Source organism: Martelella mediterranea (assembly GCF_021021415.1).
Taxonomy (GTDB): Bacteria; Pseudomonadota; Alphaproteobacteria; order Rhizobiales; family Rhizobiaceae; genus Martelella; species Martelella mediterranea_C.
In genome coordinates this window covers 1-15,826 of the sequence record NZ_JAINWJ010000041.1, presented here as the reverse complement: position 1 = coordinate 15,826, position 15,826 = coordinate 1, and the positions used below count along the sequence as shown (strand labels likewise).

The 15,826-nt window shown below is 59.4% G+C and carries 14 protein-coding genes and 2 pseudogenes; 6 read left to right on the top strand and 10 right to left on the bottom strand.

Annotation, left to right across the window (positions count from 1 at the left end; translation table 11 throughout):
* Positions 1–152: 152 nt before the first annotated feature.
* Genes K7H91_RS19125 through K7H91_RS19110 form a run of 4 tightly spaced genes read left to right on the top strand, consistent with a single transcriptional unit; the run spans position 153 to position 2,725 of the window.
* On the top strand, positions 153–392 hold the full coding sequence (locus tag K7H91_RS19125) for a TraC family protein (RefSeq protein WP_230721819.1): 240 nt from the start codon (positions 153–155) through the stop codon (positions 390–392).
* Positions 355–609 carry a conjugal transfer protein TraD gene (locus tag K7H91_RS19120; protein ID WP_330166020.1) on the top strand — a complete coding sequence of 85 codons (255 nt, stop codon included), beginning with the start codon at positions 355–357 and terminating at the stop codon, positions 607–609. The genes K7H91_RS19125 and K7H91_RS19120 overlap by 38 nt, the downstream gene beginning before the upstream one ends.
* Positions 606–2,471: a type IV secretion system DNA-binding domain-containing protein gene (locus tag K7H91_RS19115; RefSeq protein WP_230721818.1), complete on the top strand. Its 1,866-nt coding sequence runs from the start codon at positions 606–608 to the stop codon at positions 2,469–2,471. The genes K7H91_RS19120 and K7H91_RS19115 overlap by 4 nt, the downstream gene beginning before the upstream one ends.
* A gap of 2 nt (positions 2,472–2,473) precedes the next feature.
* Positions 2,474–2,725 carry a WGR domain-containing protein gene (locus K7H91_RS19110; protein ID WP_183489057.1) on the top strand — a complete coding sequence of 84 codons (252 nt, stop codon included), beginning with the start codon at positions 2,474–2,476 and terminating at the stop codon, positions 2,723–2,725.
* A 78-nt stretch (positions 2,726–2,803) separates the two neighbouring features.
* Here the strand turns inward: K7H91_RS19110 and K7H91_RS19105 are convergent, their stop codons facing one another.
* From K7H91_RS19105 to K7H91_RS19095, 3 genes are all read right to left on the bottom strand, one after another.
* A complete protein-coding gene (locus tag K7H91_RS19105; protein ID WP_230721817.1) occupies positions 2,804–3,145 on the bottom strand; it encodes an addiction module antidote protein in 342 nt (113 codons plus the stop codon).
* A 4-nt stretch (positions 3,146–3,149) separates the two neighbouring features.
* Positions 3,150–3,446 (bottom strand): type II toxin-antitoxin system RelE/ParE family toxin, encoded by a 297-nt coding sequence (locus K7H91_RS19100; protein WP_018065843.1) that lies wholly within the window; start codon positions 3,444–3,446, stop codon positions 3,150–3,152.
* 227 nt (positions 3,447–3,673) lie between these two features.
* The gene (locus tag K7H91_RS19095; RefSeq protein WP_230721816.1) at positions 3,674–3,847 is read right to left on the bottom strand and encodes a hypothetical protein; all 174 of its coding nucleotides are present in this window, start codon (positions 3,845–3,847) and stop codon (positions 3,674–3,676) included.
* 290 nt (positions 3,848–4,137) lie between these two features.
* Here K7H91_RS19095 and K7H91_RS19090 point away from each other — a divergent pair, with 290 nt between their 5' ends.
* On the top strand, positions 4,138–4,974 hold the full coding sequence (locus K7H91_RS19090) for an IS5 family transposase (RefSeq protein ID WP_230721815.1): 837 nt from the start codon (positions 4,138–4,140) through the stop codon (positions 4,972–4,974).
* An 83-nt stretch (positions 4,975–5,057) separates the two neighbouring features.
* Here the strand turns inward: K7H91_RS19090 and K7H91_RS19085 are convergent, their stop codons facing one another.
* The 7 genes and pseudogenes from K7H91_RS19085 to K7H91_RS19055 all read right to left on the bottom strand — a co-directional run.
* Positions 5,058–5,972: a Fic/DOC family protein gene (locus tag K7H91_RS19085; RefSeq protein ID WP_230721814.1), complete on the bottom strand. Its 915-nt coding sequence runs from the start codon at positions 5,970–5,972 to the stop codon at positions 5,058–5,060.
* Positions 5,969–6,178: an antitoxin VbhA family protein gene (locus K7H91_RS19080; RefSeq protein WP_230721813.1), complete on the bottom strand. Its 210-nt coding sequence runs from the start codon at positions 6,176–6,178 to the stop codon at positions 5,969–5,971. The genes K7H91_RS19085 and K7H91_RS19080 overlap by 4 nt, the downstream gene beginning before the upstream one ends.
* A 211-nt stretch (positions 6,179–6,389) precedes the next feature.
* Positions 6,390–6,842 (bottom strand): hypothetical protein, encoded by a 453-nt coding sequence (locus tag K7H91_RS19075; RefSeq protein WP_230721812.1) that lies wholly within the window; start codon positions 6,840–6,842, stop codon positions 6,390–6,392.
* A 205-nt stretch (positions 6,843–7,047) separates the two neighbouring features.
* Positions 7,048–7,368 (bottom strand): DUF736 domain-containing protein, encoded by a 321-nt coding sequence (locus K7H91_RS19070; protein WP_230721811.1) that lies wholly within the window; start codon positions 7,366–7,368, stop codon positions 7,048–7,050.
* A gap of 369 nt (positions 7,369–7,737) precedes the next feature.
* Positions 7,738–10,998, bottom strand: a complete 3,261-nt coding sequence (locus K7H91_RS19065) for an error-prone DNA polymerase (RefSeq protein ID WP_230721810.1) — start codon at positions 10,996–10,998, stop codon at positions 7,738–7,740.
* On the bottom strand, positions 10,995–12,518 hold the full coding sequence (locus K7H91_RS19060) for a Y-family DNA polymerase (protein WP_230721809.1): 1,524 nt from the start codon (positions 12,516–12,518) through the stop codon (positions 10,995–10,997). Before K7H91_RS19060 ends, K7H91_RS19065 begins: the two co-directional genes overlap by 4 nt.
* Positions 12,433–12,981, bottom strand: a pseudogene (locus K7H91_RS19055) (ImuA family protein); the annotation flags it as partial. The pseudogene K7H91_RS19055 and the gene K7H91_RS19060, both read right to left, overlap by 86 nt.
* On the opposite strand from K7H91_RS19055, the pseudogene K7H91_RS19050 reads away from it, so the two are divergent.
* Positions 12,974–15,729, top strand: a pseudogene (locus K7H91_RS19050) (Tn3 family transposase); the annotation flags it as partial. The pseudogenes K7H91_RS19055 and K7H91_RS19050 overlap by 8 nt on opposite strands.
* Positions 15,730–15,826: the final 97 nt, after the last annotated feature.

The window sequence follows — 15,826 nt, the reverse complement described above, 5'->3', positions numbered from 1 at the left end:
AACGATCGTTTTGTTCGCATGACGGAGTGCGGTATCGGCTGCGCCGATCCACCTTACATCGCATGGGTTCATTTTCATGCATCATCGGTGTTTACAAAAACAGAACATCGCTGCAATCTTCTCATCGTTCAACGCCGAAAAGGAGAAAGCATATGGCCCGCGCCAAATCCCCTTCCGCGATCCGTGACCAGATCAGAACTCTGCAAAAACAGTTGCGCGAAGCTGAAGAGAAGGAAGCACTCAGGATTGGACAAATCGCCATGAAAGCCGGCGTCGAGACCCTTGATCTTTCGGAGAATGAACTTGAGGCGGCATTTGCCGAGATGGTCCATTCCTTTCGTTCCGGGCGGGAAAATGAACAGCGACCTTCTGACGTTGCGCAGAGCGCTTAGCACCCTGCAAGGCGAGTATAGAAAAATGCGCAAGCGCGAACGAAGCGAAGACACCCGCCACAAGATCGAGCTTGGCGGGCTGGTCATCAAAGCAAGCCTCGGCGATGAGGACCGCGCCTACATTCTTGGCGTTCTGCTGACAGGAAATCGGAGAAAGGGTGACGCTCGACTTCGCGAACAAATGATCAAGCTTGGTCGCGAGGCGTTGCGCCAATGATCACCAAACCCAGGCGTTCCGAATTTGCAATTCTCCTCTATGCCGGTCTCTTTCTTGTGGGCATTTCGGGACTTGTCTCGGTTTATTTTTTTGCGCTTCGATCATGGAACGCCACGAGCGGATCGGCCTACCGCCTATCGTTTTCGCAGGCGATCGACTGCCTCAAATTCTGGTCCTCCGATCTTTGCCGCAGTCGCTTTACTCAGGCTCTTGGCTACGTCCCGGCCGATCTGGCTAAACTGCAATGGTTGGTGGCTGCCACGCTTGTGGCGGGCATCATTGCTATTTCGATCGGCGGCTATATTGCCTTCCTCATGCCGCCGGATAAATGGATCAAATCCGGCCGAACTGTCGCCGGAATGCCCGAACTGCTGCGGGCCGCAAAGGCGGAAAAAATCGACAGCAGAGACGGCCTTCATTGGTTCAATGGATGGCGGCTGGCGCTTGAACGAGAGGTGCGGCACTTCATCATCTTTGGCTCCATTGGCGGCGGCAAGACACAAACCATGATCGGGCTGATCGTCTCTGCAATCGCTCGACATGACAAGGTTCTCGTCTTCGATATCAAGGGAGACTTTACCGAGAAGCTGCCTCCAACGATCAAGTCGGATGGTTCCAAGGTGCAGCCCATCATCATTGCTCCGCAGGATCGGCGATCCCATGTCTGGGATATCGCCAAGGATCTGCGTATTGCAGAGGACGCCGTCGAATTGGCGACGCGACTGATCCCCGAGTCACGCGACAGGTTCTTCTCCAACTCGGCCCGTGCCGTGCTGGCCGCGTGCACCATACGCCTTATGCACGAGAACCCTGGAAGGTGGACATGGGCCGATCTGGTGGCCGAAACACGCCGTGACCATCTTGAACTTCTTGAGGTCGCGCATCGCTATCACCCCGACGCGGTTCGCTTTCTGGATGCTGACTATCGACAAGTCGCCTCGACGCTTTCTACACTCACCGCTGATACCAACACGCTGCGTCTGCTCGCAACAGCATGGGCGAATTACGATGGTCTGGAACGTTTCTCGCTACGCAACTGGCTGCTCTACAAGACAGATAGGCGCACCGTCATCCTGCAGAAGTCCGGCCGGTTTTCCGACCAATCTGACGGCTGGATCAGCGCGTTCTTGACCATTGCCTCCGGCATCGTGTCCGATCCGGAGCTTGGCGACGCCAAGCTCCGCCGCATCTGGTTTTTCGTGGATGAGTTTGCCCAGCTGCCGAAGATCAGCCGGCTTTCTGCGCTACTTGATATCGGACGATCGAAGGGGGTTTGCGTGTGTCTCGGCGTGCAGGATATTGCACAGATCCGTGACACCTATGGACGCGAACGCGCCGACGCCTGGATGTCGATCGTCGGAACGAAGATCATCGCCAAAGTGAACTCGGGACCGACCGCGCAGCGACTTGAAAGCGATGTCGGTCAGGCCACCGTGGTCTATAACCGTCGTGAGCCACGTGGAAACGGGCTGGAATGGGTGCGCGACGAGCGGCGCGAGAACACGATTGAGCGTTCCGAATTCGAGACGCAACTCGGGCCTCGCAAAAACGGCATCGATGTCCTCGTCACGGGCATTGGGGAGGACGTCTACAAGGTGCGCGTTCCCTATACCACCCTCCCGCATGCGCGCGATGCCCAAGAGCCAGCGCAATGGACCCTCGACCTTATCACTGCCAGCCGACTTGAAGGTTTCACGACTGACGACGATATTGAGACCGGGAGGATGGACAGTGACGCAAACTATCCGAAACAAGCCATTGACGTTCTCAAGGGAATGGAGCCGGTCGGCACGCCCAGGAACACAACGATGGTAGAAGGCGACACGCTCGACTTGTTCGATGGACAACTGCCGGGGATTTGAAGATGCTGGGACAGTTTGATCTTTTCCCGACTGAAGTGCTCCTGCGCCGCATCGAGCCGGCCACGAACAAGTGGCGGTTCTATCATCTCAGTATCGAGGGCGGCCTGTTCGGAGACTGGTGCCTTGTGCGCCGCTGGGGCCGGATCGGGACCAGCGGTCAGCTGAAGCTCGATTGGTTCACCTCGGCCGGACAGGCCCATGACGCACTCGCCATTCTCGAGCAAAGCAAGCGCAAGCGAGGCTACCGCGACTGACGCGTGGGTCACGCACGGTGATCACGCCATCAACAGGCATCAGACGGCCTTCCGCGCAGCAGGTCGGCCGAACTACACTTAGGAAGCGGCTCGATGTTCTGAAGCGCTCGAAGCTGCTCCTGCAGACAAGGCTGGAACAACTTGAATTTTAAGATCGAGCGCCTTGGCCACTTTCATCAAAGTTGCCATTGTCGGGTTCCCGTTGCCGGAAAGCGCGCGTGAAAGACCTTCCCGAGAAAGCCCGGTGTCACGCGCCAATTGGCTCATATTGCGCGCCCGCGCAATGGTTCCAAGAACGACAGCGATATATTCAGGATCGTCTCCGCCTTCTTCCATCGCAGCCTCCAGGAAGGCAGCAATGTCTTCGTTGGTTTTCAGGTAATCGGCCGCATCGAAACGGCTAAAAACTTCCTTTGCCATAGTTTCAATCCTTCCACTCGTCGGCCAGCATTTTTGCGGCCTTGATGTCCTTTTTCTGCGTCGACTTGTCGCCACCGCAAAGCAAAACGATAATCAACTCGCCGCGCCTCATATAATAAACTCGATATCCCTTGCCGTAGTGAATTCGGAGCTCGGAAATCCCCGACCCCACGGGCTCCACATCACCGGGATTGCCCATTGAAAGTCGCACGAGGCGGGCGGCGACCTTTGCGGCCACAGTTCGGTCTTTCAGGCTCGAAAGCCAGCGATCAAATGTTGCCGTTTTGATTAACTCGACCATATGCCTACTATAGGTCACACCGAGCCAAATTGCAAACTATAAGTCACAGGCTGCTCATGTTGCGTGTTCATGCAGCATTGCACGATCTGTCGGTTCGATAGTTTTCCTGGCTTCAAGCTTTCTATTTTGAACTGGCGCACGGAATAGCAGCTTCAGCGCTCAAAATATTCGGCTTTTCGGGTGTCGGCCAGAGAACAGGAAGGCTCCAAGCCTTCCTGAAACCGACCTCATTTGAGGTCAGCGCTCCAGGCTGCCATGTCCTGCTCAAACTGCAGCTCCTCTGCTGCTCCCAGAGCTTCCAGCTTTTCAAGTTCTGCTTCAGCATCCTGCCGCTCGGCCTTTGAGAAGTCGCAGTTCATCAGCTCGGCGCGAAGTTCGTTGATCTGATCGATGGTCGTCATGTTTCCGTCTCCTTTTGTTGACGGAAACCGGGCACGGGTGAACGCAGGGCAGTGTCAATGATCGCGAAGCGACCGGTAGCGCCGGCGAATGGGGGAGCCGATTTAGTTGCTGCACGCAGGGCAGCCGCAAAATTGGGGGCACCGTTCGTCATTGACGCTGACCAAGGAGCCGTAAGCTATTCCGGCAGAAAAAGAAGAGAACCGCGGCCCTAAGAGCCGGATTTAAAAGTTATTGAGTGATATCAGAAGGATGTGATTCAACCACCTCTGCCAAGAACGTGGAGGATTGCATGCCCTGGACTGATATCACCCGCCTGCAGCATAACCGTGATCGCCTTCGCTATCCAACCGATTTGACGGATCGTGAATGGGCTGTAATTGCTCCACTGATACCGCCGGCCAAGCCCGGTGGGCGGCCACGGAAAACGAACATGAGGGAGGTGGTGAACGCGATCCTTTATATTGCGGGCAGCGGCAGCCAATGGCGGGCCCTGCCGAAGGATTTTCCTCCGGTCTCCACGGTGCGAGGCTATTTCTATGGATGGCGCGATATCGGCCTTTGGCAGACCATCAACCATCTGCTTGTCTGCGCTACGCGCGAACTGGAGGGGCGTGAGGCCTCGCCCACGGCCGGTGTCATCGACAGCCAGAGTGTCAAGACCACTGAAAGTGGCGGGGGTTCGGGCTACGACGCCGGCAAGAAGATCAAGGGCCGCAAGCGTCACATTATCACCGATACGCTCGGGCTGATGCTGTTCGCGCATGTCCATGCAGCCGATATCCAGGACCGTGACGGTGCGCCCAGCGTCCTGAAAGCCATCCGCTACCGTTTCCCCTGGTTGCGCCATGTCTTCGCAGATGGCGGCTATGCCGGGCAAAAGTTGCGAAAAGCGCTGCGCGGATGCGGCCAATGGAACCTTGAGATCATCAAGCGCTCCGACACAGCGAAAGGCTTTGAGGTTCTGCCCCGCCGATGGGTGGTTGAGCGCAACTTCGGCTGGTTCGGTCGATGCCGTCGACTCGCCAAAGATTGGGAGAAGTCCATCGCAAGCGCCACAGCATGGGTCAACATCGCAAGCATCAGGGTGATGACAAGGCGGCTCGCACGATATTGTTTCCCATCATGAACTTTTGAATCCGGCTCTAAGGGCCGCGACCGAATCCGGCGTCCAGCCGGCAATCTACACCGCGAAATCACAAGGATGGGATTCTAGCCGAGGCCGTGGCCAAAGTCGTCGTCACGCCCCCTACCCTCTCGGGCGTTCGCGCGGGTCTTCCGTGGCGTTTCGAACGCGACATGCTGCCCTTGCTCGGGCAACGGCCTTGGCAGGTCCTTCGTTTGGCCGACGAGAATATTCCGCTTGTCATGCATCATGAAATCCGACCCGCCAATCCCGACCAGGACGCCGTCATAGCGACGGCCAGGCTCAGTCGTTGCCATATAGCGATCTTGCCAATCAAAGCCTTGCGAGGTCAGGAATTTTTGTGCCTTCTCCAACGCCTGCACGCGTTTCGGATCAGATATCTCGCGGAAGAGGCGCTTGAAGGCATCGACATCGCCGCGTTCATGACCGGCAATACTGGCCTGCGCCATGCGCTCGGCCGACACGACATCAAAATTGAGTTCGTGACCGGCGTTCTTTGCCAGCGCAGTCATGAATTCCCTCTGCGCCCGGCCATTGCCTTCGCGAAACGGATGGATCGAGTTGAGCCGATTGAAGTAAACTGCCGCCTGGTCGGCAAACCTCTCTCGGTCCAGACCGCGCAGGAAGTTCTGACCGCGCAGGTCGTCGGCAAATCGGTGCAGTCCGCTGGAAATAGCCGGGCCGATCGCGAATTGCTCGCCGTCGATCTTCTGCATGGTCGGCATGGTCGCGACAGTGCCATCAGAAAGCTGTACCCACTCGTCTCGGGTGCGCCCGGCCCATTCATAGACGTCCTGAAAAAGATGATGGTGAAGCGCTTTCAGATGCCGGGTATCAAAGGTCGGCTGCGGCCCGCCCCCAAGACGCAGTTCGATGAGCCGGCCCGCGACCCGTTCCGCCTCAACGACAGAGAGCTTGTCGGGATCGGTCAAGCCATCGATGTTCTTGAGGGTACGGTTTTCGTAAGCGTAGTTCGTCATCCGTTGGCGGCGCGGAACTCTTTGAGCATCGGAACGATGTCGGAGGCCTCGATCTCGCCGCGAACGAAAGCCTCGAATATGTGATCGGTGGCAGGATCGCGCTTCAGGCCTTCCATGGCATTGGAATGATCGGCGCTGTCGACCAGCCGGCGTCGCTGTTCCATTTCGGCATCGGAGATGCGCGTCTTTTCAAGGGTGCTCGCCATGGTCTTTTCCTTCTTCAGATCGGTAAGGTTTTACAGCCAGGCCGGTCTTCCTGGAATCTCTCAACCCTTGAACCGGCACGGTCCTACTATCCACTCTCGCTCTTGGTCGACAAATCCAGCGTAGGTCTATTGACCACGCCAACTTTACCAGAACCAGAAGAATAATTCTCTTGTTTTTTATATGTTTGACCCGGTGATCGGGGGGGGGGCGTCAATCGTCTTTGCGGAGCCGTTTCGCTGGCAACGGAACGAACAGGTCATGAAACACGACCAACGCCGTATCAGGCTCGACAGCGTAGCGGCCGTTCTTCGTGACCTTATAGAACAGCCCCATCTCCTCGAGCACGACACAGTTGCGCGGAATCGTAAACCGGCTGACACCAAGACGGTCGGCAAGCATTTGGAGTGGCAGTATGCCGCCATCGAGCTGCGGATCATAGATCAGCCCGATCAAGCTCACGCGCAATATCGGCAGCAAGTGGACGTATCGGCTCGGCCGGTTCTCGATGGCGCTTGCCACCTTGAGAGCGTTAACACCCACAGTTCCTGGAGGTATTTGCTCCAGAACCGGTGGTCCCTCGAACCACACAAACGGGTCGTGTGGCTGCGCACCCAGCCCTTTTATGATCTCGTCTCTGGTCATTCTCTCGCGATAGCTGTTCAAGCCCACATAGTGCTTCTTTTATATGCGTCAACGTCCGTCATGAACCACGACACGTCTGCGGGTTCCGGTCGTTGACTTGGTGATGGCGGGCATTTCTCAATGCATGATACTTAATTTGAGTACAGCTGGGACACAAGTGCGGACTATTAGGGCCGTTGCGGATTTGCCGGAACCGGCGCGGCGGCATCCGCCGCGCCGAGGGAGCTTAGCTCCAGGGGATCACGGTCATCAGGTCATCGTCGTCCTGAGCGGGAAACTTGCCAAGGTTTGCACGGAACGCCCGGCTCGGGGTCGCAGCAGTCAGCTGCAGATACTCTTCGCCGTTCTGGTTGGTCTGACGCCAGATGCCGCCAACCTCGATCTTTCGACCTCGCGGGGACACGCCATACAGGCGGTAGACAGGCGCTTTCGGGTTCGTGCTGTTGAGCTCTTCACCGGTGATGTCGAAGTCAAAGTCGAGTGCGGCGATGTTGCCTTCCAGAGTGCCGTTGTCGTTGAAGCGGATGAAGTTGATCAGGTCTGCCATTGGTATGTCTCCGTTGTTTGATCGAATTGACAGGGACGCCGGGAAGGACCGGAAAAGGATGACTGCACCCTTCAGGGCCGCAGCGAAGCGAAGGGCGGCGGAGAACACAAAAAGACGGAGGGTTTGCCGAAGGCGGAAACCGTCTTTTTTGGGTGGAGACGTTGCTGACAGACACCGGGCCTTACAGTCCCATCGTCAATTGATCCCAACAACAACGGCAAGACATTCCTCCGCCATGGCAGTTTGCATCAGCTTTGCGCAAAAAATCGCCGAAACCGGGAAGAAAACAGTCCGGATGGACGACGAAGCACGGGGCGTGTCTATCAAAGCACAATCGAAAGCACTCTCTCAATGTGAGTTTCGCAGCGATCATCGAAAGTCGCGCGGCTTCACCTTGATCTCATCGAGATGCCCATAGGGGTCGAACATATCACGTGGCTTCGGCATTCCGCGCGGATCAGGCGCCGGCGACCCATGATGAAACTCGGCGCCCCGCCCGTGAGAAAGCGGAAAGGCCGTATCCCGGCTCCCGACGCTTGCAAGCTCCGCCGACAGATCGATCAGCTCACGCGCGACGATATGGACGACCTCGCCCTCTCTCTGGACCCGGCCTTTGACGCCAAGCATGCCGGATCCAAGAACGGTGCGTCGGTATTTCTCGAGCACCTTCGCCCAAACCACGAGATTGGCGACAGCGGTTTCGTCTTCAAGCGTGATGAACATCACGCCCTTGGCGGAGCCGGGGCGCTGACGTACGAGAACGAGACCAGCAAGGTTGACCCAGCGACCATCGCGCAGCGAGACGGCTTCGGCGCAGGACCTGAACCGCTGTCGGGTCAGCTCCGACCGCAGGAACGAAACCGGATGCTTCCTGAGTGTTAGGCCCAGATGGCCGTAATCCTCAACCACTTCCCGGCCGGCCTCCATGGGTTTCAGGAGGGGCTCCGGTTCGGCCTGTTCTGGCACAATGCCGGCCTCGCGCCTTGCAGCCGCGGCAAAGAGCGGTAGCGGCTCGTCGCGCAAGGCCTTGATCGCCCAGAGCGCCTCGCGGCGGGCAAGCCCGAGCGAGGGCCTGAATGCATCGGCCTCGGCGAGTTCGACCAGAGCGGCGGCAGGAATACCGGCGCGACGCCAGAGATCGTCGACCGAAGCAAAGGGCATGTCTTCACGACAGGAGACCAGTCGGGCGGCCTCGGCATTGGCGAGCCCCTTCACCAGCCTGAGCCCAAGGCGGACGGCGAAACGCACGTCGTCGCGATCGTTGGGTTCCAGTGTGCAATCCCATCGGCTCGCATTGATGCAGACCGGACGGACCTCGACGGCGTGATCGCGGGCATCACGCACGATCTGAGCCGGTGCATAGAATCCCATCGGCTGGGCATTCAGCAGCGCGCAGCAAAAGGCATCGGGATGCCAGCACTTCATCCAGGACGAAGCATAGGCAATCAGCGCAAAACTCGCCGCATGGCTTTCCGGAAAACCATAGGAACCGAAGCCTTCCAATTGCCTGAAGGTACGCTCCGCGAATTCGCGCTCATAGCCATTAGCGACCATGCCCTCGATCAGCTTGGCTCCGAATTTCGATACACCGCCAGTGTGCTTGAACGTTGCCATGGCGCGGCGGAGCTGATCGGCCTCGCCGGCGGTGAACCCGGCGCAGTCGATGGCAACCCGCATCGCCTGCTCCTGAAACAGAGGCACACCCAGCGTCTTGCCGAGAACCGCTTCGAGCTCGGGCTTCGGATAGGTCACCTCTTCCTTGCCCTCGCGCCGGCGCAGATAGGGATGGACCATATCGCCCTGGATCGACCCGGGCCGGACAATCGCGACCTCGATGACAAGATCGTAGAAGGTGCGGGGCTTGATGCGCGGCAACATCGCCATCTGCGCGCGGCTTTCGATCTGGAAAGTTCCGAGCGTGTCGGCCTTGCGGATCATCGCATAGGTGCGCGGATCCTCGGCGGGTATGGTGGCGAGTTCCAGCCGGATATCCTTGTGCTCGGCGAGAAGATCTAAGGCGCGGCGCATGCAGGAGAGCATGCCGAGCGCCAGCACGTCGACCTTCATGAACTTGAGAACATCGATATCGTCCTTGTCCCATTCAATGACCTGCCGGTCTTCCATGGCCGCCGGTTCGATCGGCACCAGCTCGTCGAGCCGGTCGCGGGTCAGGACAAAACCGCCCGGGTGCTGCGAGAGATGGCGCGGCGTGCCGACGAGTTGCCGTGCAAGCTCGAGGGCAAGCCGAAGCCGCCTGTCACCCAGATTGAGGTTCAGATCCTGAGCGTGCTTCTCCTCGACATCCTCGGACCAGCCCCAGACCTGTGACGATAGCGTTTTAGTCAGATCCTCGGTCAGTCCGAGCGCCTTGCCGACGTCACGGAGCGCGCCTTTGGCGCGGTAGCGGATCACGGTGGAACAGAGCGCGGATCGATCGCGGCCATAGGTCTGATAGACCCACTGGATGACGTCCTCGCGGCGTTCGTGCTCGAAATCGACATCTATGTCCGGCGGCTCGCGCCGTTCTTCCGAGACGAAGCGCTCGAACAGGAGATCATTGCGATCCGGATCGACCGAGGTCACGCCGAGGACATAACAGACGGACGAATTGGCGGCCGATCCGCGACCCTGACAGAGAATATCCCTTGAGCGGGCAAAGCGCACGATCGCATTTACCGTCAGGAAATAGGGCGCATAGTCCAGCTTCTCGATCAGCGCCAGCTCATGGTTGAGGTTGGACCTCACCTTGTCGGGCAGGCCTTCGGGATAGCGCTCGGCGGCACCCTCCCAGGTGAGCTTTTCCAGTGCCTGCTGCGGGGTGAGATCCGGAAAGAGCTTTTCCTCCGGATATTGATAGGCGAGTTCCGTAAGTGAGAACCGGCAGCGGTTCATGATCTCGATCGTGCGGGCGAGTGCTTCCGGATAGCGATCGAACAGCCGGTGCATCTCTTCCGGCGGCTTCAGGTAGCGATCGGCGAAACGCTCGCGGCGATGACCGAGTTCATCGATAGTGACATTGTGCCGGATGGCGGTGACGAGATCCTGCATCATCTGCCGGCCGACCGCGTGGAACAGAACGTCATTGGTGACGACAGTCGGAACCCGGGCTGCGGCAGCCAGGTTCGACAGCTGCCAGAGCCGAAGCTGATCGTTCGGTCGCCGTCGCAGCGTCAGCGCCAGATAGGCGCGATCCCCGAAAGCCTCCCGCAGCCGTCGCAGATGCATGGCGCAGTCATCATCGGCGCAATCGGGAACCAGGACGGCAATCAGTCCTTCGCCATAGACCACGAGGTCGGTCCATTCGAGATGGCACCTGCCTTTGCCGGCACGCTGCTTGCCGAGCGACAGCAATCGGCATAGCCGGGCATAGGCCGCCCGGTCGGTCGGGTAGACGAGGACCGGCAGGCCGTCGGCAAGATCGAGGCGACAGCCGACCACCAGCCGGACGCCGGTCTGCTTTGAAGCTTCGAATGCCCTCACGACGCCAGCCAGCGAATTCCGGTCAACGACACCGATAGCCTCGATGCCGAGGTCTGCCGCGCGCGAAAACAGTTCGTCGCAACTGCTCGCCCCGCGCAGAAACGAGAAATGGGTGGTGACCTGCAGTTCGGCGTAGCGCGGTCCGGTCATCCGAAGATCCCATGGATAAACCAGCGGTGTGAGCCGCTGTTCTCATGCTCGCCGTCGCCGGAGCGGAACAGCCAATAGCGCTCGCCGGTATCGTCCTCGACCCGGAAGTAATCGCGGACAGCGGTGAGTTCGGCATCGCGCTTCCACCATTCGCCGCGAACGCGCTCCGGCCCATCGGCGCGACGGATGCGTCGACGTACGCCGCGCCACGTGAACCAGACGGGCGGATGATCCGGGAGAAGCGCCATGGTCTCGACCGGCTCCGGGCGGGGTAAAAGCCGCGGCGGTCGCGGCCAGTCGCCGTCCCATGTGAGCCCGGTTTCCGGTGCCAGCGGGGCAATACGGGCGACCGAGCGTTCGGGCACATCGCTTTGAACCGGCGCGAAGCGACAGAGCCTATGTTCGCCGACGCGATTGGCAAGGACATCGACGAGGTCGGAGACATCGGCTTCAGGCTCCTCGACCAGGGACGAGATCGTCTGCCTCTCACGCAAGGGTTCGGCATGGATCGCGACCAGCACCATGATCTCGATCCCGAAGCCCGGATCGACGGTTTCCAGCCTGTCGCGGAACAGGCGGACAAGGCGTTTCGGATCGCGCACCGGCTGGGCCGTGCCGATGCGGATGAACTGCATGGTGTTGTCGACCCGGTGGAACAGAAGATCGAGCCGCCGGGCGCCAAGGCCGCGCTTTTCGAGTTCAAGACAGAGGGCGTCTGCGAGTTTGGCGATATAGCGGGCGATGGTCTCAGGCGCGCCGATCGGTTCGGCAAAGGTCTTGCGGACCTCGACCAGCTCCGGCGAGCGGATCGGATCGACCGGCTCGGCGATCCTGCCAAGGGCTTGGTCGAGCCGCCGGACGACTTCCGGACCGAAGCGCAGAGTCAGCGGTGCGCGCGGCTGATCCAGCAGCTCTCCAATGTTTTCGAAACCGAGTGTGTGCAGGTCAGACACCTTACTGGGATCGAGCCTGAGCGCTGATAGCGGCATGGTTCGCAGCATCGCCTCGGTTTCTCCCTGTGGAATGACGATCTCCGGTCGTGCCAGAAACCGGGCAGCAGCATGCGCGGCGCCCCAAGTGTCTGCGACCGCCGCGCGTGCCTCGACAGCGGCCGCGGCAAAGCGTCTGATCATGTCAGCAAGCATGGCGTCCTCTCCGCCATGCAGGTGATCGGCGCCGGTCGTATCGATGGCGAGACCATCCGGTGGATCGGCCATGACCACCGGCGAAATCCGCTGAAGGGCCCAGAGCGCCAACTTGTTCAGCCCCTCGGTCTCAGCGGCAGGATCTGCATCGGCAATCACGAGACCCGGTACAAGGGCCTGCGCCTTGGTGACGGCCATGCCGATACGCACGCCAAGCTGTTCGGCATTGGCGTCGATTGCCTTGATCAGACGGCGGCGGCCGGTGCGGCCGGCCATGACGAGCGGCGCATCAGCGGGAGGCGATGCGTCGCCCGACTTCCTTCTGAGGCGGTCCGTCGGCCACCTCGGAAGGAAGAGCGAGACGACCCGTGTCATCACACGCCTCCAGTTCAAAATCGGCACTTTCTCCGGCACGACATCGGATGAGCTCGACCAGCCAGCGCGCGCGGCCAAGGCCGGGAACGGGCAGGGGTCGCGAGGGCAGAACGGAGACCCGCCAGCGGGTAACGCTTGCCGTTGGTTGCCCGAAGTCGCCTGCCTCGGTCTGCCGTCGCCAACGGCGCAGCGCCAGCCCAATCGTGTTGGAGTTCTCGGCCGCCAGTTGCAGACGGCGGGAGGCCGTCATCGAGAGACGCGCAGTCTCGGCGACAACCGCGCCAAGCCCGCCATGGCGAAGCCCTTCCTCGAAACAGGCAAGCAATGCCTTCTCGTCGCCGGCCTCGACATGGATCACGCGATCGGGCTGAAGCCCGGCCTGGGCGATTGCCGGTGCAAAGAGATCGGGACGCGTGACCACCCAGAGCACCTTGCCTTTGGTACGTGCGGCAACGGCAGTGCTCAACTATATTGCCGAACAGGTTGGATCCGACCCGGATTCATTCGAACGATATGCCCGCCGGGAGGAAACGCGCAGCAATCACGTCGCGCACCTGCTCCGCTATCTCGAAATGCGAAGTGCAACTGCCCAGGATCGTCGCGCGGCATTGCTGTCCGCGATACAGGCGGCTTCTGTGACCGACAAAGGCTTGCCGATCGCGAGTGCCATCATCACGACGTTTCGCGAACGCCGTGTTCTGTTGCCTGTGGCGAATGCCATTGAACGAATGGGCTTGCTGGCACGAACCATCGCGCGCCGTCGTGCTGAAGCCGCCCTGATCTCGGACCTAACACCGGAGACACTGGAGACTCTCGACGGTCTGCTGACCGTCGATCCGGCAATCGGCCAGACCCGCCTTCACTGGTTGAAGTCAGCTCCGGACGCCCCCGGTGCAATGAACCTGGTCGGATTGACAGAGCGCATCGCGTATCTGCGCTCGCTCGGGATCAATCCTCGTTTGCAAGCCCGTATTCCGTCTGGACGTTGGGACCAGATGGTTCGTGAAGGAGATGCCACGCCGGCTTGGCTTGCCAACGACTTTACCGCCAGTCGCCGGCGCGCGACACTCGTGGTGCAGGTCATCAAGCTTGGCCAGAAACTCACCGACGAAGCGATGACCATGTTCATCAAATTGATCGGCCGTTTGTTCTCCAAGGCCAACAATCGCAAAAAGCAGCGCCATATGAACACACGCGCCGAAACGTCGAAAGCATTGCGCCTGTTTCTCGACACGATCGTGGCCTTGCAGACAGCTAACGATACCGGTGAAGATGCCATCGACACATTGAACCGGCAGGTCGGCTGGTACCGGCTGCTGCAAATCAAGCCAGGCCTCGAGTCGATCGTCGAAAACAACAGCGCTTCCTCGTTAGCGCTGGCGGCCGAGCAATACGGTAATCTTCGCAAATATGCGGCTGCTTTCCTCCAGACTTTTTCTTTCCAGTCCCGCCGCCGTCACGATCCACTGCTGGCCGCGATAGGTACACTGCGATCGCTTTATGCCGAAGGCAGGCGCATTCTTCCGGAGCGCGTTCCGGTTGCCCATCTTTCAAAGTCAGACAGGAAGCTGATCTTCGAGAAAGGAAAGCGGGATCGGCGGTTTTATGAGATCGCGACGCTTGCGCTGTTGCGCGATCGGCTACGATCCCGCGATGTCTGGGTCGCAGGAAGCCGGGCTTTCCGGCCGATTGATGAACATCTTATCCCAAAGCCCGCCTTCGACGTACTCAAGGAGGAAGACAAACTCGGCCTCGGCGTACAAAGCGACGGCGAAGCCTGGCTGAACGAAGTCCAGCAAATGATGGACTTCAATCTCAAGCGGCTGGCGTATCGTGCCCGCAATGGAAAGCTCGAAGGCGTCAGGCTCGAGGCGGGAACCTTGATCGTGACGCCGCATTCCAGAGATGTTCCCGCTGCGGCTGAAGATCTGAACGCAGAAATCTCCGAAATGTATCCGCTTGTGGAAATTCCTGACCTGCTCCGGGAAGTGCATCAATGGACCGGCTTTGCCGACCAGTTCACCCATGTTCGCACGGGTGACGTTCCTCAGAACCTATCGGCGATGTTAGCCGGCGTTCTCGCGGACGGGACGAATCTCGGACCTAACGCATGGCCGGAGCTTCAAAAGGGATCAGCGCCCACCAGATCGGCTGGATGCGCTCCTTCCATGCCCGGTCCGAAACTTATCGCGCGGCGCAAGCCTGCGTGACCGACGCACATACGCTTCATCGGCATTCGCGTCTCTGGGGTGACGGCACGACTGCGTCTTCCGATGGGCAATTCTTCCGAGCTAGCGACCGGGCCGCAAAGCGCGGCGACATCAACCTGCACTACGGAAGCGAACCGGGCACGAAATTCTACAGCGGGCTCTCCGATCAGTACGGCTACTTCAGCATCCTGCCGATCAGCCCCACCGAGAGCGAGGCCGTCTATGTCCTGGACGGCCTGTTTGACCACGACACCATCCTCGAAATCGAGGAACTCTTCACAGATACCGGCGGCGCCAGCGATCAGGTCTTCGGACTGTTCCCATTCGTCGGAAAACGCTTCGCTCCCCGGCTGCGGAACATCAAGGACCGGAAATTCCATACCTTCGAAAGAGCCGATACCTACCCGGCATTGGCCAATCATATTGGCACTCCGATCAACACCACGCTCATTCTTGAGAATTGGGACGATCTCCTGCGACTGGGCGCGTCGGTCGCTACGAGAGCTGTCGCGCCGTCAACCATCCTCAAGATGTTTGCAACCTCGTCGAAAGCCAATGACTTGGCCAAGGCGCTCCGTGAGATCGGTCGCATCGAGCGGACACTGTTCATGATCGAATGGTATTCGAGCCAATCGCTGCGCCGGCGGTGCCAGGCTGGTCTCAACAAGGGTGAGGCCGCCCATAAGCTCAAGCGTGCCGTCTTCTTCCACGAACGCGGCGAAATCCGTGACCGCTCCTATGACAGCCAAGCCTTCCGAGCCTCCGGGCTCAACCTGGTCGTCAGTGCCATCGTGCACTGGAATACAGTCTATCTCGACCGGGCGGTCGCCCATTTGCGCCAGCAGGGCCGGATCATTCCTGACGACGTGCTCAAGCACATTTCGCCGCTCAGTTGGGAGCATATCAATCTGACCGGCATTTATTCTTGGGACACAGAGAAACAGATACCGGAGGGGTTCAGATCCTTACGGCTACCCAGAAATATCCTCCGTGCCGCTTGATGTTCACATTCCGTTCGAGCTTAGCGCAGGATTTTATGCAGATCTTGTTCTGACCCCAGGTTTGAGCAGTTCACCTTGAGCCGGTGGGCTGCAAACG